The organism is Nonomuraea sp. AD125B, from assembly GCF_041402765.1.
Lineage (GTDB): Bacteria > Actinomycetota > Actinomycetes > Streptosporangiales > Streptosporangiaceae > Nonomuraea > Nonomuraea bangladeshensis.
Map to the genome: position 1 here is coordinate 358,846 of NZ_JBGLOU010000008.1, position 18,626 is coordinate 377,471.

The following is an 18,626-nucleotide window of genomic DNA, read 5'->3' on the forward strand; positions in this document are numbered from 1 at the left end:
CGGCCGGGTTCCTCGACGGCCTATTCGTCCGCCGGGTGCGCGCGGATGTCACGAGTTCCTTCTCCTCCTCAAGGAGGAGAAGTCAACCGAAGTTGACATACTTAGGTCGTCAATTTAGGTTGACCCTGTCCGGGCGGTGCGGATCGCGCCGCTTCGTTCGTTGCGCACAGTGGAAAGTTCATGGAGGGGGATGCCGTGCTCAAGGAGTTATTGGCCTACGTCCGCCCGTACCGGAGGATCCTGTTCCTCGGCGGGTTCCTGGGGCTGATCGGCTCGGTCGCGGGGCTCGCGATGCCGCTGCTGGCCAAATACGTCGTGGACGCCTTCGGCTCGAACGGGTCGATGGCCGGGCCGCTGCTGGGTTTGACCGCCGCGGTGCTGGTCGGCGCGGTCGTCTCGGCCGGCGGCAGCTACCTGATGGAGCGCACCGGCGAGGGCATCGTGCTCGGCGCCCGCCGCAAGCTCGTGGACCGGATGCTCCGGCTCAAGGTCGCCGACGTCGACCGGCTCAAGCCCGGCGACCTGCTCTCGCGGGTGACCGGCGACACCACGCTGCTGCGCGCGGTGCTCACCAACGGCATCGTCGAGTCCATCAGCGCGGTGTTCATGCTGGTCGGGGCCATCGTCATGATGGCGACCATGGACGGCGTGCTGCTGCTCGTCACGCTCGGCGTCATCGTGGTCGTCGGCGGGCTCGTGGCGCTGATCATGCCGCGCATCCAGCGGGCCCAGGCGCAGGCCCAGGAGGCCGTGGGCGAGATGGGGTCCGTGCTGGACCGGGCGCTGCAGGCGTACCGGACGGTCAAGGCGAGCGGCGCGGAGGACCGGGAGATCGCCGAGGTCGGCGAGGCCGCCACCCGGGCCCGCGACCGGGGGCTGCAGGTCGCCGTCTGGACCTCGCTCGCCGGGGTCGCGACCTTCATGGCGGTGCAGATCGCCTTCCTCGCCGTGCTGGGGGTCGGCGGGGCCCGGGTCTCCTCGGGGGCGCTGGAGGTCTCGTCGCTGATCGCGTTCCTGCTCTACCTGTTCTACCTGGTCTCGCCGATCGGGCAGCTCGTCCAGGGCGGCGTGCAGCTTCAGCAGGGCCTGGCCGCGATGCAGCGGATCAAGGAGATCGAGGGGCTGCCGGCCGAGCCCGCCGAGCCCGCCGAGCGGACCGGCGACGGCCGTGAGCCGGTCGGCGTCACCTTCCAGGACGTGGTGTTCCGCTACGGCGAGGACCGCCCGCTCGTCCACGACGGGGTCACCTTCGAGGTGCCGCCCGGCGGGCTGACCGCGCTGGTCGGGCCCTCGGGGGCGGGCAAGTCCACCGTGTTCGGCCTCATCGAGCGCTTCTACGAGCACCAGGGCGGCACGATCACCGTGGGCGGCAGGGACATCCGCGACTGGCCGCTCGGCGAGCTGCGGGCCGCGCTCGGCTACGTCGAGCAGGACGCCCCCGTGCTCGCCGGCACCCTCCGCGAGAACCTGCTCTTCGCCGCCCACGACGTCACCGAGGACGAGCTGGCCCGCGCCATCGCCCGCACCCGCCTCGACGACCTGGTGTCCCGCCTTCCCGACGGCCTGGAGACGCCGGTCGGGCACCGCGGCGTGCTGCTGTCCGGCGGCGAGCGCCAGCGCGTCGCCATCGCCCGCGCGCTGCTGCGCAGGCCCCGGCTGCTGCTGCTCGACGAGGCCACCTCGCAGCTCGACGCGGTCAACGAGCTGCGGCTGCGCGAGGTCATCGCCGAGGTCGCGCGGGAGACGACCGTGCTGGTCATCGCCCACCGGCTCTCCACGGTCACGGGCGCCGACCGGATCGTGGTGATGGAGGCGGGCGGCGTACGGGCCGTCGGCACGCACGCCGACCTGGTCGGCGAGGACGACCTCTACCGGGAGCTGGCGGCCACCCAGTTCCTCGTGGGGTGACGCGCGCCGCTGCGTTGTAGTCTGCGGGTGACAAAGATGAATGTGTTCATTCAGGAGGGTCACGATGGGCCGCAGCGTGCGCGCGCCGCGAGGCACGACGATCACCGCCAAGGGCTGGCCGCAGGAGGCGGCGCTCCGGATGCTCCAGAACAACCTCGATCCCGAGGTCGCCGAGCATCCGGAGCAGCTCGTCGTCTACGGCGGGTCCGGACGGGCGGCGCGTGACTGGGCGTCGTACGACGCGCTCGTCAGGACGCTCACCACGCTGGAGGGCGACGAGACCCTGCTCGTGCAGTCGGGGCGGCCCGTCGGCGTCTTCCGCACCCACGAGTGGGCGCCCCGGGTGCTCATCGCCAACTCCAACCTGGTGCCCGACTGGGCGAACTGGGAGGAGTTCCGCCGCCTGGAGGCGGCCGGGCTCACCATGTACGGGCAGATGACCGCCGGGTCGTGGATCTACATCGGCACGCAGGGCATCCTCCAGGGCACGTACGAGACGTTCGCCGCGGTCGCCGCCAAGCGCTTCGGCGGCTCCCTCGCCGGCACCGTCACGCTCACCGCCGGTCTCGGCGGCATGGGCGGCGCGCAGCCGCTCGCGGTCACCATGAACGGCGGCGTCGCCATCTGCGTCGACTGCGACCCGCGCTCGGTCGCCCGCCGCATCGAGCACCGCTACCTCGACGTCGAGGCGGCCACCCTGGACGAGGCGCTGCGCCTGGCCGAGGAGGCGCGGGCCGCCCGCCGGCCGCTGTCCATCGGGCTGGTCGGCAACGCCGCCGACGTCCTGCCCGAGGTGCTGGCCCGCGGCGCCGAGATCGACATCGTCACCGACCAGACCTCGGCGCACGACCCGCTGATGTACCTTCCGGCCGGCGTCGCCTTCGAGGACATGGCCGCCGAACGCGACAAGGACCCGGCCGGCTTCACCCGGCGCGCGCGGGAGTCGATGGCCCGCCACGTGGCCGCCATGGTCGGCTTCAAGGACGCGGGGGCCGAGGTCTTCGACTACGGCAACTCCATCAGGGGCGAGGCGCGGCTGGCCGGCTACGAGCGGGCCTTCGACTTCCCCGGGTTCGTGCCCGCCTACATCAGGCCGCTGTTCTGCGAGGGCAAGGGCCCGTTCCGGTGGGCGGCGCTGAGCGGCGACCCGGCCGACATCGCCGCGACGGACCGGGCGATCCTGGAGCTGTTCCCCGACAACGAGCCGCTCGCCCGGTGGATCCGTACGGCGGGGGAGAAGGTGCGCTTCCAGGGGCTGCCGGCGCGCATCTGCTGGCTCGGCTACGGCGAGCGCAACCTCGCGGGCGAGCGCTTCAACGACATGGTGGCGTCGGGCGAGCTGCGGGCGCCGATCGTCATCGGACGCGACCACCTGGACAGCGGATCGGTGGCCTCCCCCTACCGCGAGACCGAGGCGATGGCCGACGGCTCCGACGCGATCGCCGACTGGCCGCTGCTCAACGCCCTGCTCAACACCGCCTCCGGGGCCGCCTGGGTGTCCATCCACCACGGGGGCGGCGTCGGCATCGGGCGCTCCATCCACTCCGGCCAGGTGACGGTGGCCGACGGCACGGCCCTGGGGCGGGAGAAACTGACCCGCGTCCTCACCAACGACCCGGGCACGGGGGTGATGCGGCACGTGGACGCCGGCTACGAGCGCGCCGCCGAGGTCGCCGACACCCGCGGCGTCCGCATCCCCATGCGCGAGTCCTGACCCGGGCCCTCCCGTGGAATGAGCCCTGCGGGATGAGAACGAAGGGCGGGAGACGTTGGAGGAGGCGTGGCGGACGGATATCTCGGCGGACTCGACGTGCTGCTCAACGGCCGCAGGCTGTCCCCGGTGCAGCGCAGGATCGCCCACTACCTCAGCGAGAACCTCGACGAGGCCATCTTCCTGTCCAGCGTCGAGCTGGCCGAACGGGCCGGCGTCAGCCAGCCGTCGGTCACCAGGTTCGCCATGGTCCTCGGCTTCGGCGGCTACCCGGAGCTGCGCCAGGCGCTGCGCCCGCTCGTGCTGGGCAGCACCGGCACGGGAGAGCCGCAGGAGAGCCTGCTGCGCGGCGCGATCGACGTCGAGATCCGCAACCTCGCCGTCGTGCGCGAGCGCCTGAGCGCGTTCCCGCTGAAGGAGCTGGGCGAGCAGCTGGCCGCCACCGAGCCGCTGCCGGTGGTCGGGCTGCGCGTCTCGTGCGGCCTGGCCACCACCTTCGCCGACTACGCCCGCCGCATCCACCCCGACGTACGCCTGCTCACGCACGGCGGCTCCGAGCTGGCCGACGGCCTGCACGCCTGCCGCCGCGCGGGCGCGGAATGGCTGGTGGCCGTGGTGCTGCCGCGCTACCCGCGCGAGGCCGTGCAGGCCCTCGAGTACGCCGAGAAGCTCGGCTACCGGGTGGCCGCGATCACCGACAAGCCCGGCTTCCCGGCTGAGGTGGTGCTGGACGCGCCCGTCGGCGACCGGCTCGTGTTCGACTCGCACGCGGCCCCGCTGCTGCTGGCGATGGCCCTGGTGGAGGCCATGGCCGACGCGGCGCCGCTGCGCACCAGGGCCCGCCTGGAGGAGTACGAACGCATGACCGACGAGACCGGCACGTTCCTCCCCGGCGACCCGCCACCGCCCCTCGCGGGCAGCGACGGGCACCTCACCGGATGACCCGCCCGCCCGCCGGCCGCGCGGGAGGCGCGGCCGGCGGGCGGGCGGGTCAATATGCTGATCTCCATGACTGAACGACCGACGGCGCTGGTCACCGGCGCTTCCCGAGGTGTCGGCGCGGCCGTCGCCAGGGCTCTCGGGCCCACTCACCACGTCATCCTGGGCGGCCGGGACGAGAGCGCGCTGGCCGCCGTGGCGGCGGAGCTGCCCGACGCGCGGCCGTGGCCGGTGGAGCTGACCGGGGTCACCGAGGCCGACGTGGCCGGCGTCGAGCGGCTGGACCTGCTCGTGCACAGCGCCGCGATCACCCGCATGGGGCTGATCGCCGAGCAGCCGGCCGCCGTGTGGCGGGAGATGTTCGAGGTCAACGTCGTCGCCGTCGCCGAGCTGACCCGGCTGCTGCTGCCCGCGCTGCGGCGCGCCAAGGGGCAGGTGGTGTGCGTCAACTCCGGCGCGGGCCAGCGCGCGAACCCGCACTGGGCGGCGTACGCGGCCAGCAAGTTCGCGCTGAAGGCGTTCGCCGACGCGCTGCGGCAGGAGGAGCGCGACGTGCGGGTCACGACCGTCTATCCGGGCCGGATCGCCACCGACATGCAGCACCAGGTCCGCGCGTACGAGGGCGGCCCGTTCGAGGCCGACAAATACCTGACCGCCGAGAGCGTGGCGCGCGCCGTGATGGCGGCGGTCAACGCCGGGCCGGACGCCCATCTCACCGAGCTGACGCTGCGTCCCGCGGCCGGCCCGGTCAACTGAATGGATCCATTCACTACAGTGGGGCCATGCTCGAACCACTCACGCACATAGGACGAGACGCGGCGACCGGCGGCTACGTCAGGGACGCCTGGTCGCCGGCGGACATGGAGCTCCGGGAGTGGTTCGCGGGTGAGGCCGCCCGGCGCGGCCTCGACCTGCGGGAGGACCGCAACGGCAACCTGTGGGCCTGGTGGGGCGACCCGTCGCGGAGCCCCGGCGTCGTGACCGGCAGCCATCTCGACTCGGTGCGCCAGGGCGGCGCGTACGACGGCCCGCTCGGGATCGTCTCCGCCTTCGCCGCCCTCGACCTGCTGAGGGAGCGCGGCCTGTTCAAAGAGCGCGGGACCCCAGGCAGGCCGCTCGGCGTGGTGTGCTTCACCGACGAGGAGGGCGCCAGGTTCGGCGTGCCGTGCATGGGGTCGCGGCTGCTCACCGGGGCGATCGAACCGGAACGGGCGCTCGCGCTCACCGACGACGACGGCGACACCCTCGCCGACGTCCTGAAGAGGGCGGGGCGCAGGCCGGAGTCGGTCGGCCGCGACGACGAGACGCTGGCCGGCGTCGGCGCGTACGTGGAGCTCCACGTCGAGCAGGGCCGCGGCCTGGTCGCCCACGGACGCCCGGTGGGCGTGGCCGCCGCCATCTGGCCGCACGGCCGCTGGCGCTTCGACTTCCGCGGCAGGGCCGACCACGCGGGCACCACGAGGCTCGCCGACCGCGACGACCCGATGCTGCCGTTCGCCCGCATGGTGCTGGCCGCCCGGGCAGCCGCCGAGCGGCGGGGGGTGGTGGCGACGGTCGGCAAGGTACGCGTCCGTCCCGGCAACGCCAACGCCGTCCCCGGCCACGTGGCCGCCTGGCTGGACGCCCGCGGCCCGGCCGAGGACGACGTCCGCGCCCTGGTGGCCGAGCTGGCCGAGCTGGCCGGGGGCCACGAGGTGAGCGAGGAGTCCTGGACGCCGGTCGTCGGCTTCGACCCGGCGCTCAGGGACCGCCTGGCCCGGGTGGTGGGCGGCGGCGGCACGCCCGCGCCCGTCCTGCCCACGGGGGCCGGGCACGACGCGGGCATCCTGGCGGCGGCGGGGGTGCCGGCCGGGATGTTGTTCGTCCGCAATCCCACCGGCGTGTCCCACAGCCCTGAGGAGCATGCCGAGCAGGCAGACTGCGAGGCGGGAGTGGTGGCGCTGGCGGACGTGCTGGAGGATCTGTGTCGCTGACGTACTGGTGCGAGCAGGCATGGCTGCCCGACGGCGTCGCCGAGGGCGTGCTCGTCGTCGTCGAGGGCGACCGCATCACCAGGATCGGCCAGGGGCCGCCGCCGCCCGGGGCCGAGCGGCTGGCCGGGCTCACCGTCCCCGGCCTGGCCAACGCCCACTCCCACGCCTTCCACCGGGCGCTGCGCGGCGTCGCGCAGGAGGGCAAGGGCGACTTCTGGACCTGGCGCGAGCGCATGTACGAGGTGGCCGCCCGCCTCGACCCCGACTCCTACCTGCGCCTCGCCACCGCCGTCTACGCCGAGATGGCGCTGGCGGGGGTGACCTGCGTGGGCGAGTTCCACTACCTGCACCACGGGCCGGACGGCACGCCGTACGACGACCCCAACGCGATGGGCCACGCCCTCGTCCAGGCCGCCCGCGCGGCCGGGCTGCGCGTGACGCTGCTCGACACCTGCTACCTGACCGGCGGCATCGGCGCCCCCCTGTCCGGCCCGCAGGTCCGCTTCGGCGACGGCGACGCCGAGCGCTGGGCGGCCCGCGCGGACGCACTCGCCGCCGCCTACGAGGGGCAGCCCGACGTGGAGATCGGCGCGGCCGTGCACTCGGTCCGCGCGGTGCCGCCCGAGCAGATGCCGCACGTCGCCGAGTTCTCCCGCCACCACGCCGCGCCGCTCCACGCGCACGTCTCCGAGCAGCGGGCCGAGAACGCGGCCTGCGTCGAGATGTACGCCGCGACCCCGGTCGGCGTGCTGCACGAGCACGGCGTCCTCGGGCCGCGCTCGACCGCCGTGCACGCGACCCACCTCACCGACGTGGACGTGGAGCTGCTCGCCCAGTCGGGCACGGCGGTGTGCATGTGCCCCACGACCGAGCGCGACCTCGCCGACGGCATCGGCCCGGCCCGCGAGCTCGCCGACCGGGGCGCGGCCATCACCCTCGGCTCCGACAGCCACGCGGTCGTCGACCTGTTCGAGGAGGCCAGGGCGGTCGAGCTGGACCAGCGCCTCGCGAGCGGCCGGCGCGGCCACTGGAGCGCTACCGACCTGCTGTCCGCCGCGACCTGCGCGGGCCACATCTCGCTCGGCTTCCCCGACGCGGGCCTGCTCGTCCCGGGCGCCTGGGCCGACCTCGTGTCCGTACGCCTCGACAGCGTGCGCACGGCGGGCGCGACCGGGCTGGAGGCCGTGGTGTTCGCGGCCACGGCGGCCGACGTGCACTCCGTCGTCTCCGGCGGGCGGCGGGTGGTCACCGAGGGGCGGCACGTGCTCGGCGACGCCGGCGCGCTGCTGTCCGAGGCCATCAGAGCCCTGCGCTGACCACACCCGACCCATCGAGAACCCGACCCATCGAGAACCCGACCCATCGAGAATCGGAGCCCTGCCATGACCGCGACCCTGTTCGACGGGATCGGGCTGCTCTACACCGGCGACCCCGAACGCGAGGAGATCCAGGACGCGGCGCTGCTCGTCGAGGACGGCGCGGTCACCTGGCTGGGCCCGGCGGCCGAGGCCCCGGGAGGCGCCGACGAGCGCGTGGACGTGGCCGGGCGGGCCGTCATCCCCGGCTTCGTCGACTCCCACGCCCACCTGATCTTCGCGGGCGACCGCACGGCCGAGTTCCAGGCCCGCATGTCCGGCGAGCCGTACACCGGCGGCGGCATCAGGACCACCGTCGCCGCCACCCGCCGCGCCGGGGACGCCGAGCTGGCCACGCACGCCCTCGCGCTGGTCCGCGAGATGGCGAGGCAGGGCACCACCACGGTCGAGATCAAGAGCGGCTACGGCCTGACCGTCGAGGACGAGCGCCGCTCCCTGGAGCTCGCCACCGCGCTCACCGACGAGACCACCTTCCTCGGCGCGCACGTCGTGCCGGAGGGCGTGGACGCCGACGACTACACACGGCTGGTCGCCGGGGAGATGCTGACGGCGTGCGCGCCGTTCGCGCGGTGGGTGGACGTCTTCTGCGAGCGCGGGGCCTTCGACGGCGACCAGACGCGGGAGATCCTGACCGCCGGCCGGCGGGCCGGGCTCGGCGTGCGGGTGCACGCCAACCAGCTCGGCGAGGGGCCGGGGGTGCGCATCGCCTGCGAGCTGGGCGCGGCCTCGGCCGACCACTGCACGCACCTCACGGCGGCCGACGTGGACGCGCTCGCCGGGTCGGGGACGGTGGCGACGCTGCTGCCGGGGGCGGAGTTCTCGACGCGCTCGCCGTACCCTGACGCGCGCCGGCTGCTCGACGCCGGGGTGACCGTGGCGCTCGCCACCGACTGCAACCCGGGGTCGTCCTACACCTCGTCGATGGCGTTCTGCGTGGCGCTCGCGGTGCGCGAGATGCGGATGACGTCGCTGGAGGCGATCCGGGCGGCCACGTACGGCGGGGCGCGCGCGCTGCGGCGCACGGACGTAGGCTGGTTGCGTCCCGGCGCCCGCGCCGACCTGGTCGTGCTCGACGCCCCGTCCTACGTCCACCTGGCCTACCGTCCCGGCGTCCCCCTGGTCCACCAGGTCTTCCAGGGTGGTCTCCTCCTTCAGGAGGACATCCAGAACCCTCCCTCGGTCGTAGCGCTTTAGGGAATCTTTGCCCGGTGCCGCTCGTTGGCCGGGTATAGGACGCAGCTGCGGAACGAGGTGCCAGGGGATGGCAAGGCCTACGGGGAGTCGCACGCAGGAGCAGCACGTCGCGGACCGCGATCTGCTGGGGACGTACCTGGCCGAGATCGGCCGCGTCCCGCTGCTCACCGCGGAGGAAGAGGTGGAGCTCGCCAAGCGGATCGAGGCGGGACTGTTCGCGGAGCACCTGCTCGACAGCGGGGGCTCGGAGCCGCGCATCGGGGACGCGGCGGACGAGGAGCTGGAGCGGCTGGCCATCTCGGGCCGGCGCGCCAAGGACGAGTTCATCCAGGCCAACCTGCGCCTGGTGGTGGCGGTGGCGCGGAAGTACTCCGGCCGGGGGATGCCGCTGATCGACCTGGTCCAGGAGGGCAATCTGGGCCTGGTGCGGGCGGTGGAGAAGTTCGACTACCGGCGGGGCTACAAGTTCTCCACCTACGCCACGTGGTGGATCAGGCAGTCGGTGGGGCGGGCCATCCACGAGCAGGCGCGGCCGGTGCGGCTGCCCACGCACGCGGGGGAGCAGATGACCCGGCTCATGCGGGTGCGGCGTGACATGCTCGCCGAGTTCGACGTCGAGCCGACCGACGACGACCTCGCCGACATCCTCGAACTGCCGATCGAGCGGGTGCGCGAGCTGCGCCGCTGGGCCTCCGACCCGGTGTCGCTGCAGCTCGGCGTGGGCGACGAGGACGAGACCGAGCTGGGCGACATGATCGCCGACGAGACGTGGGCCGACCCCGAGCAGCAGGCCATCGACATCCTGGAGCGCGAGCGGCTGGACCAGTGGCTCACCGGGCTGGAGGGGCCGACGAGCGAGATGCTGCGCTGGCGTTACGGCCTGGTCGACGGCCGCGAGCACACGCTGACCGAGGTGGGGGAGCGTTACGGCATCGGCCGTGACCGGGCCCGCCGCATCGAGCGCGACGCCCTGGCCCGCCTGCGCAAGATGGCGACCGCCGCCGCCTGACCCGCCGCCTGACCCGCCGCCTGACCCGCCGCCGCCTGACGGCCACCTCGGCCTGACGGCCACCTGATCCGGTGACGGTCGTGCCCGGCTTCCTGATGGGGGCCGGGCCCTAGGCTGGGTCGCGTGCACCTCCAGACTTTGCGCCGCTATCCGGTCAAATCGCTGCTCGGCGAGGAGCTCGCGGAGAGCGAGGTGGACGAGCGCGGCCTGGCGGGCGACCGGGCGCGGGCGGTGCTCGACGTCGCCACCGGCAAGATCGCCAGCGCCAAGAACCCCCGGCTCTGGCGGGACCTGCTCACCCTGGACGGCGCGGCCCCGCCCGGCGACGAGGAGCTGTCGCGGCTGCTCGGGCGCGAGGTGCGGCTGATCGACGTGCCGCCGGAGGGCGCCGAGCTGGAGCGGTCGGTGCCGGAGCGGGTGCTGGCCGAGGGCATCGAGGCGGAGGTCCCGTACACGGTGGGCACGCTGGGCGCGGGCGCGCCCCCCGGCACGTTCTTCGACTTCGCGCCGATCCACCTGATCACGACCGCCGCCCTGGACAGGATCGGCGCGCTCGGCCCGCGCGGACGGGTCGAGGCCGCCCGTTACCGGCCCAACCTCGTCATCGCGACCGAGGGAGAGGGCTTCCCCGAGAACGACTGGGTGGGCCGGCGGCTGCGCGTCGGCGCGGACGTGGTGCTGGAGGTCATCGTCGCCAGCCCGCGCTGCGCCGTGCCCACGCTCGCGCACGGCGCGCTGGAACGCGATCCCGACGCGCTGCGCACGGTCGCCAGGCACAACCGGGTGCCGGTGTTCGGCACGGACCCGCAGCCCTGCGCCGGCGTGTACGCCCGCGTGGCGCACCCCGGCCGGATCAGGAAGGGCGACCCCGTACGCCTCGGCTGACCGCCGATTGCGCATCTCCCTTTTCAAACAGGTGAGACGTCCGAAACGCGGCGGAAACACCTGTGTGGCGAGTTTCACAGATGTGAAACACACCTGGTCGTGGCACGAAACCCCGGGCGAACACGCTGTGGCCACACGTCACACGTAAGGAGGGTCGCTTCGTGAAGATCGACGGCGGCACCACTGCCTGGATGATCGTCGCCACCGCCATGGTGTTGCTGATGACTCCCGGCCTCGCGTTCTTCTACGGCGGCATGACCAGGGCCAAGAGCGTCCTGAACATGATGATGATGTCGTTCGGCGCCATCATCACCGTGTCCATCACCTGGATGCTGTTCGGTCACTCGCTCGCGTTCACCGACAACCCCAGCTCGGCACTCAACAACTTCGTCGGCGGATTCGACGCACTGGGTCTGCAGAGCCTGGTGGACACCGCCACCAAGGACGACGGCACCGGCATGCCGAGCCTCATCTTCTCCGCCTTCCAGATGACGTTCGCCATCATCACGGTCGCCCTGATCAGCGGCGCGATCGCGGACCGGGCGAAGTTCGGCGCGTGGATCCTCTTCACCGTCGTGTGGGCCACGGTGGTGTACTTCCCGGTGGCGCACTGGGTCTGGGGCACCGGCTGGCTCAACACCATGGGCATCGAGGACTTCGCGGGCGGCACGGTCGTCCACATCAACGCCGGCGCGGCGGCCCTCGCCCTGGCCCTCGTGATCGGCAAGCGGCAGGGCTGGCGCAAGGAGCCGATGCGGCCGCACAACCTCACCCTGGTCCTGCTCGGCGCGGGCCTGCTGTGGTTCGGCTGGTTCGGCTTCAACGCCGGCTCCGAGCTGGCCGTCGACGGCACCGCCGCCCTGGCCTTCATGAACACGCAGGTCGCCACCGCGGTCGCGGCCGGCGCCTGGCTCGTGGTCGAGAAGCTGCGCGACGGGCACGCCACCAGCCTCGGCGTCGCCTCCGGCGCGGTCGCCGGTCTGGTCGCCATCACCCCGGCGTGCGGTTTCGTGGACCCGTGGGCCGCGATGGTCATCGGCCTGCTGGCCGGCGCGATCTGCGCCTTCGCCGTCGGCCTGAAGTACAAGCTCGGCTACGACGACTCGCTCGACGTGGTCGGCGTCCACCTGGTGGGCGGCGTCATCGGCGCCGTCGCGCTCGGCTTCCTGGCCGCCTACCCCTTCCTCGACCAGCAGAGCGAGGGCCTGTTCTACGGCGGCGGCTTCGGCCAGCTCGGCCTGCAGGTGCTCGGCCCGATCGCGGTCGGCGGCTACTCCTTCGTCCTCACCTGGATCATCGGCAAGATCATTGACAAGACGGTGGGCTTCCGGGTGCCCGCCGAGAACGAGGTCACCGGCATCGACGTCACCACGCACGCCGAGACCGGGTACGACCTCGGCACGGTCTACGCCTCGGGCGTGGCCTCCTCCAACGGTCCCACGGCTCCCGCTCCCAAGAAGGTGGACGCATGAGGCTCATCACCGCGATCATCAAGCCCTTCAAGCTCGACGACGTCAAGGCCGCGCTGGAGCAGTTCGGCGTCAAGGGCATGACCGTCAGCGAGGCCAGCGGCTACGGCCGCCAGCGCGGCCACACCGAGGTCTACCGCGGCGCCGAGTACCAGGTCGACCTGGTGCCCAAGGTTCGCCTGGAGGTCCTCGCAGAGGAGGACGACGCCGAGGACGTGATCGACGTCATCGTCAAGGCCGCCCACACCGGCAAGATCGGCGACGGCAAGGTCTGGTCCGTGCCCGTGGACACCGTGATCCGCGTACGCACGGGAGAGAGGGGCCCGGAGGCCCTGTGATGTTCCGGAGGAGCTCCGACAACGGCGTCGGAGCGGGACACAGGGTTCGCCGGGCGGAGCCCGGCAGGCGGGGCACTGAGGTGAGGGGGCACTGAGGTGAGGGGAGAGGCCCGTTCGTACGCCGCGGCCCGCAAGGAGCGGACCGCGGACACCGACCGCTGGCTCAAGGATCTCTTCCGCACGGCGAGCGACGGCGACCACGTCTCACTGGTCGCCGTCGGCAGCCTCGGAAGGGGCGAGCCGGCTCCCGGGAGCGACCTCGACCTGGTCCTGCTCCACAACGGCCGCCCGGACGTCGCCAGGATCGCCGACCGGATCTGGTACCCGATCTGGGACTCCTCGGTCGGTCTCGACCACTCGGTCCGCACGGTCGAGGAGGCCGTCGCGGTCGCCCGCCAGGACCTCAAGGCCGTGCTCGGCCTCATCCAGGCCCGCCACGTCGCGGGCGATCCCGAGCTGACGAGGAAGGCCAGGGAGGCGGTGCTCGCCGAGTGGCGGGCCGACTCCCGGCGCCGGCTCGGCGAGCTGCGGGAGGCCGCCGACCAGCGCGCCCAGGTCAGCGGCGAGCTGGCGTTCCTGCTCGAACCCGACCTGAAGGACGGCCGCGGCGGGCTCCGCGACGTCCAGGCCATGCAGGCCGTGGCCGCGGCCTGGGTCGCCTCCGCGCCCGGCCCCCGGGCCCGCGAGGCCCACGAGTTCATCCTCGACGTGCGCCACGCGCTGCACGTCGTCACCGCCCGCGGCACCGACCGGCTGGTCCTGCAGGAGCAGGACGCCGTCGCCGGGCTGCTCGGCCTGCTCGACGCCGAGGCGCTCATGCGCCGCCTAGCCGAGGCCGGCCGCACCGTCTCCCACGCCTTCGACGCGACCTGGCGCACGGTTGACAGACTCCTGTCAGGTCCGGCCCCGCGCGGCCGCCGCCCGCTCGCCGACGGCGTGGTCGAGCACGGCGGCGAGGTCGTGCTCGCGAGGGGCGTCAACCCGCGTACGGACCCCGTCCTCGTGCTGCGCGCCGCGGCCGCCGCGGCCGACTCCGGGCTGCCGATGGCGCCCGCCACGGTGTCCGTTCTCGCAGCTCAGTCGCCTCCCATGCCGGTGCCGTGGCTCGAGGAGGCCCGCGACGCGCTGGTGTCGATCCTCGGCGCGGGCCGCGCCGCCGTGCCCGTCTGGGAGGAGCTGGACCAGGCCGGGATCATTGTCAAGTTGCTTCCTGACTGGGAGCGCGTACGCCACCGCCCGCAGCGCAACCCGATCCACCGTTTCACCGTCGACCGGCACCTCATCGAGGCCGCCGCCAACGCCGCCGGCCACACCCGCGAGGTCTCCCGCCCCGACCTCCTGCTGATCGCGGCGCTCCTGCACGACGTCGGCAAGGGCTGGCCCGGCGACCACTCGGCGACCGGCGAGGTCGTGGTGCGCGACATCGCCACCCGCATCGGCCTGCCGCCGCGGGACGTCGAGACGCTGGCCACCGTCGTACGCCACCACCTGCTGCTGCCCGAGACCGCCACCCGCCGCGACCTCGACGACCCGGTCACCATCGAGAAGGTGGCCGCCACCGTCGGCAGCCGCGAGGTGCTCGACCTGCTGGCCGCGCTCGCCGTGGCCGACGGCAACGCGACAGGACCGGCCGCCTGGAACTCCTGGAAGGCCGGGCTCGTCGCCGATCTCGTCCGCCGGGTGCGGTCGGTGCTGTCCGGTTCGCCGCCGCCGAAACCGCCCACCCTGTCGCCCGAGCAGGCCGCGCTGGCCCGGCACGGCGGCGGCGCGGTCCGCGTGGCCGGCGGCAACGTCACCGTCGTCGCCCCCGACCGGGTGGGGCTGCTGTGGAGCGCGGCCGGCGTGCTGTCCGCGCACCGGCTCATCGTGCGCTCCGCCTCGTCGGCCTCCGCCGGCTCCACGGCGGTGATCGAGTTCTCCGTGGTCCCCGAGTACGGCTCCCCTCCCGACCCGGCGACCCTGGAGTCCGATCTCCGTCTCGTCCTTGCCGGCCGTCTTGACATCGAGCAGCGGCTGGCGCGGCGCACGCGGGCCGTGCGACCGCCCCGCGTACCGGTGGCCCCACCTCGGGTGACGCTGGTCGACGACGCCTCCGCGACGGCCACCGTGGTGGAAGTCAGGGCCCATGACAGGCCGGGGCTGCTGTGGCGGATCGGGCGGGCGTTCGGGGAGTGCGGTCTTGACGTCCGGGCCGCTCGCGTGGAGACTCTCGGCGCGGAGGCGGTGGACGTCTTCTACGTGGTTGATCGCGCCGGTCGCCCCCTCAGCGACGACGCGCAGCGGGCACAAGTCCGCGATCACGTGCTCGCCGCACTGCGATAACCGGCAGCGCACGGCTGTCGGTCACCACTGTAACGATTGTGTCCGAATTGCCGGTTGTGACACTTGCTCGGATACCTTGTGGACCGGCTTCATGGTTTGGGCGGCTTTGGAGCACATCACCACGGGATGATTGAGGGGTAGCGGAACCAGTGACTACGGGGAACTCCGTCAGCGGCTCAGCCGCGCCGCGTGAGCGCGGCGGACGGTCGCTGTCGCGCTTCGGACTGCGCAACTGGCGTGTGCGCTGGCGCCTCACGGCGCTCATCCTGGTCCCGACCGTGGCCGCCGTCGTGCTGGGCGGCTCCCGCGTGGTCGAGTCGGTGCAGAGCATCGCCGACTACGACCGTACGGCCACCGCCGCCGAACAGGCGGGCCACATCCGCGACCTGCTGCAGGCGATCGGGCTGGAGCGTGACACCGCGGGCTGGATCGGGGCCAGCCGCGCGATGAAGAAGACGCTCGCCACGCCGCTCACCCAGCGCAAGGCCGCCGTCGACGGCCTCGCCGCCCAGGTGCGCACCGATCTCGACGCCATCGACGACTCCTACGGCCCCCGCGCCGTGAGGGCCGCCGACCGGGCGAAGTCCGTCCTCGCCCGCCTGCCCCGCATCCGCGCGGAGGGCCAGACCAACACCGCCCAGTACGACACCCTGACCGACAGTCTCCTCGCCCTGCACGACGAGCTCGGCCTGCTGTCGGACGACTCCCTGACCGTCGGGCAGTTCCGCGCGCTCAGCGCGCTCGCCGCGGCCAAGGAGGAGGTCTCCCGCCAGCGCGTCCAGCTCCTGCAGGCCAGCTACGACACCGCCAAGGTGGACGCCAAGACGGTCGAGCAGTTCATCACCTCCAACGCCCGCCAGCTCAGCGACATCAGCACCGTCGGCGCCGAGGCCGGCGCCGAGATCGGCCTCGACCTGTCCAAGTCGCTGGCCGCCAAGCCCGAGTACGTCAACGTCCAGCTCACCAAGTCACGCGCGATCACGCTGGCCAGCGGCCGGGCTCCCGGCGTGCGCATCACCGACAACCTGATTTCCGCCCGCGCCAGCCGGCAGGAGTGGTTCGACCAGAACCAGATCGTGATCGACGTCCTGCACGGCGTCGAGAAGGACCTCTCCGACAAGGTCAACCTGCGCAGCCAGGAGCTGCGCAGCTCCGAGATCCGCAACGCGATCATCGCCGGTGTCATGATCGTAGCGCTACTTCTGCTCGTGCTGCTCCTCACCGTCGCCATCGCCCGCTCCATGGTCACCCCGCTGCGCCGGCTGCGCACCGAGGCGCTGGAGATCGCCGGCTTCCGCCTGCCCGACGTGGTGCGCCAGCTCCGCGTCAACGGCGAGGCCCAGGTCGGCGAGGTGCGCCCCATCGGCGTCGAGGGCAACGACGAGATCGGTGACGTGGCCCGCGCCTTCGACCAGGTGCACCGGCAGGCCGTGCGCCTCGCGGGCGAGGAGGCCGAGCTGCGCGGCAACATCAGCTCGATGTTCGTCAACCTCTCGCGCCGCACGCAGACGCTGGTCGAGCGGCAGATCTCGCTCATCGACGGCCTGGAGAAGGGCGAGCAGGACGGCGCCAGGCTGGCCGACCTGTTCAAGCTCGACCACCTCGCCACCCGCATGCGCCGCAACTCCGAGAACCTGCTGGTCCTCGCCGGCCACGAGGCCACCAGGCGGCGCAGCCAGCCGGCCAAGCTGGTCGACGTCGTGCGCGCCGCGCTGTCGGAGGTCGAGGGCTACGAGCGGGTCCAGGTGCGGGTGAACCGCGGCACGTCGGTGCTCGGCAGCTGCGCCAACGACCTCGTCCACCTGGTCGCCGAGCTGGTCGAGAACGCCATCCAGTTCTCCCCGAGCAACGCGCCCGTCGTCGTCACCAGCAGCCCCATCGAGGGCGGCGGCGCGCTGCTGTCGGTGAGCGACACCGGCATCAGCATGACCGAGGAGGAGCTGGCCGAGGCCAACCGCCGCCTCGCCGAGCCGCCCGTCGTGGACGTGTCGGTGTCGCGGCGCATGGGCCTGTTCGTGGTCGGCCGCCTGGCGCTGCGCCACGGCATCCGGGTCCAGCTCAGGAAGGGCGACGGCGCCGGGCTCATCGCGATGGTGCTGCTGCCGCCCGCGCTCATCGCCGACGGCCGCGAGCAGCCGCTGCCGCAGCGGCCCGCCTTCGGCGGCGGCACCGCCCCCGCCCCCGCCGCCGGTCAGGGGTTCGGCGGGCGGCACTCGGGGCCGGCGGGCTCGGTCCCCAACGGGACGTTCCGGTCGTTCGGCAGCTTCGAGTCGATGGACGTGCCGCGCGGCCCCGCCCGCCCCGGCCCCGCCCAGCCCGGTCCCGGTGGCTACGACAGCACGCCGGGCACGCCCAGGCACGCCTACGGCACGTACGGCTCCGACCCCGCCCAGCCGGGCGTGAACGCCTTCACGGCCGACACCGACGGCGGCTCCTACCGCGGCCGGCCGCCCGCCTCCTTCGACTCCGGGTCCTACCCGTCGTACCCGAGCGGCGGCTCCCGGCCGGTCAACGGCGTCCACCACGCATCGGGAAATGGTGCGTTCCAGACGCCGCCGCCACCCGTGTACCCGACCAACGACGTGCGCAGGGCCGACCCCGCCCCGTCCGTGGACGTGTCGCCCATGGAGCCTGACCAGGAGGAATATCTGCCGATCTTCGCGTCGGTGGAGTCCGCCTGGTTCCGGCGCCCGCCGGGCGAGCAAAGCCCGGCCCCGTCGGAGACGACGGGCGGGGGTGAGGCCACGTCCGCGCAAGCCGTACCCTCTGGGGAGGAATCGTGGCGAACGGCCGCCGACGCCGGTTGGCAGGCGGCGGCCAAGGCCAGCGAGCCCAGCCTCGGCGGCATCACCGCCGCCGGGCTTCCCAAGCGGACCCCCAAGGCCAACCTGGTGCCCGGCACGGCCGCCCAGCCGTCGCCGGCGCAGCAGCAGCCGCAGGCCCCCGCGCCGCCTCCGGTCTCCGCGGACCGGATGCGCAGCCGGATGGCCAGCTTCCAGCAGGGTGTGCGACGGGGCCGCCAGGAAGTACGTCGACAGGAGGAACAGAGTGAGTAAGCGTCCCGCCGGGGAGGATGCGTGACTACGCTGAGCCATGAGGCGCACCGCTTCGACTGGCTGATCACCGACTTCGTCCGCAACACGCCCGGAGTCGCGCACGCCGTGGTCGTCTCGGCCGACGGGCTCTGCCTGGCGGCCTCCGAGGGGTTCCCGCCGGACCGGGCCGACCAGCTCGCCGCGGTCTCCGCGGGCCTGCTGAGCCTGACCGTGGGCGCCTCCCGGGTGTTCGAGGGCGGCGCGGTGACGCAGACCGTCGTCGAGATGCAGCGCGGGCTGCTGATCGTCATGGCCATCAGCGACGGCTCGGTGCTGACCGTGCTGGCGGGTCCGGATTGTGACATGGGTTTGGTGGCGTATCAGATGACGCTGCTGGTAGACAGGGCGGGACAGGCGCTCACGCCCGCCCTGCGCGCCGAACTGCAGGCAGCCAGGGCGCGGTGATG

At 73.2% G+C, this 18,626-nt stretch carries 14 protein-coding genes; all 14 read left to right on the forward strand.

Annotation, left to right across the window (positions count from 1 at the left end):
- Window positions 1-180: 180 nt before the first annotated feature.
- The 14 genes from ACBR40_RS23295 to ACBR40_RS23360 all read left to right on the forward strand — a co-directional run bounded on the left by ACBR40_RS23295 (window position 181) and on the right by ACBR40_RS23360 (window position 18,624).
- Window positions 181-1,908, forward strand: a complete 1,728-nt coding sequence (locus ACBR40_RS23295) for an ABC transporter ATP-binding protein (protein WP_371250097.1) — start codon at window positions 181-183, stop codon at window positions 1,906-1,908.
- Window positions 1,909-1,972: 64 nt separating this feature from the next.
- Window positions 1,973-3,622, forward strand: a complete 1,650-nt coding sequence (hutU, locus tag ACBR40_RS23300; protein WP_371250098.1) for a urocanate hydratase — start codon at window positions 1,973-1,975, stop codon at window positions 3,620-3,622.
- A 66-nt stretch (window positions 3,623-3,688) separates the two neighbouring features.
- Window positions 3,689-4,561, forward strand: a complete 873-nt coding sequence (locus ACBR40_RS23305; protein ID WP_344209244.1) for a MurR/RpiR family transcriptional regulator — start codon at window positions 3,689-3,691, stop codon at window positions 4,559-4,561.
- A 66-nt stretch (window positions 4,562-4,627) separates the two neighbouring features.
- A complete protein-coding gene (locus tag ACBR40_RS23310; protein ID WP_344209242.1) occupies window positions 4,628-5,314 on the forward strand; it encodes an SDR family oxidoreductase in 687 nt (228 codons plus the stop codon).
- A gap of 26 nt (window positions 5,315-5,340) precedes the next feature.
- Entirely contained in the window at window positions 5,341-6,531 is a 1,191-nt protein-coding gene (locus ACBR40_RS23315) for an allantoate amidohydrolase (RefSeq protein ID WP_371250099.1), read from the forward strand.
- Entirely contained in the window at window positions 6,522-7,847 is a 1,326-nt protein-coding gene (locus ACBR40_RS23320; protein WP_371250100.1) for a formimidoylglutamate deiminase, read from the forward strand. The genes ACBR40_RS23315 and ACBR40_RS23320 overlap by 10 nt, the downstream gene beginning before the upstream one ends.
- Before the next feature lie 66 nt (window positions 7,848-7,913).
- The gene (gene hutI, locus ACBR40_RS23325; RefSeq protein WP_371250101.1) at window positions 7,914-9,101 is read left to right on the forward strand and encodes an imidazolonepropionase; all 1,188 of its coding nucleotides are present in this window, start codon (window positions 7,914-7,916) and stop codon (window positions 9,099-9,101) included.
- Window positions 9,102-9,168: 67 nt separating this feature from the next.
- The gene (locus ACBR40_RS23330; protein WP_344209234.1) at window positions 9,169-10,110 is read left to right on the forward strand and encodes a sigma-70 family RNA polymerase sigma factor; all 942 of its coding nucleotides are present in this window, start codon (window positions 9,169-9,171) and stop codon (window positions 10,108-10,110) included.
- Window positions 10,111-10,233: 123 nt separating this feature from the next.
- Window positions 10,234-10,995: an MOSC domain-containing protein gene (locus ACBR40_RS23335; RefSeq protein WP_344209232.1), complete on the forward strand. Its 762-nt coding sequence runs from the start codon at window positions 10,234-10,236 to the stop codon at window positions 10,993-10,995.
- 161 nt (window positions 10,996-11,156) lie between these two features.
- The gene (locus ACBR40_RS23340) at window positions 11,157-12,467 is read left to right on the forward strand and encodes an ammonium transporter (protein ID WP_344209230.1); all 1,311 of its coding nucleotides are present in this window, start codon (window positions 11,157-11,159) and stop codon (window positions 12,465-12,467) included.
- Complete coding sequence (locus ACBR40_RS23345) at window positions 12,464-12,802, forward strand: P-II family nitrogen regulator (protein WP_329583889.1); 339 nt, start codon at window positions 12,464-12,466, stop codon at window positions 12,800-12,802. The genes ACBR40_RS23340 and ACBR40_RS23345 overlap by 4 nt, the downstream gene beginning before the upstream one ends.
- A 96-nt stretch (window positions 12,803-12,898) precedes the next feature.
- The gene (locus ACBR40_RS23350) at window positions 12,899-15,124 is read left to right on the forward strand and encodes a [protein-PII] uridylyltransferase (RefSeq protein WP_371250103.1); all 2,226 of its coding nucleotides are present in this window, start codon (window positions 12,899-12,901) and stop codon (window positions 15,122-15,124) included.
- Window positions 15,125-15,273: 149 nt separating this feature from the next.
- A complete protein-coding gene (locus ACBR40_RS23355; protein ID WP_371250104.1) occupies window positions 15,274-18,180 on the forward strand; it encodes a nitrate- and nitrite sensing domain-containing protein in 2,907 nt (968 codons plus the stop codon).
- Window positions 18,181-18,201: 21 nt separating this feature from the next.
- A complete protein-coding gene (locus tag ACBR40_RS23360) occupies window positions 18,202-18,624 on the forward strand; it encodes a roadblock/LC7 domain-containing protein (RefSeq protein ID WP_020546575.1) in 423 nt (140 codons plus the stop codon).
- Window positions 18,625-18,626: the final 2 nt, after the last annotated feature.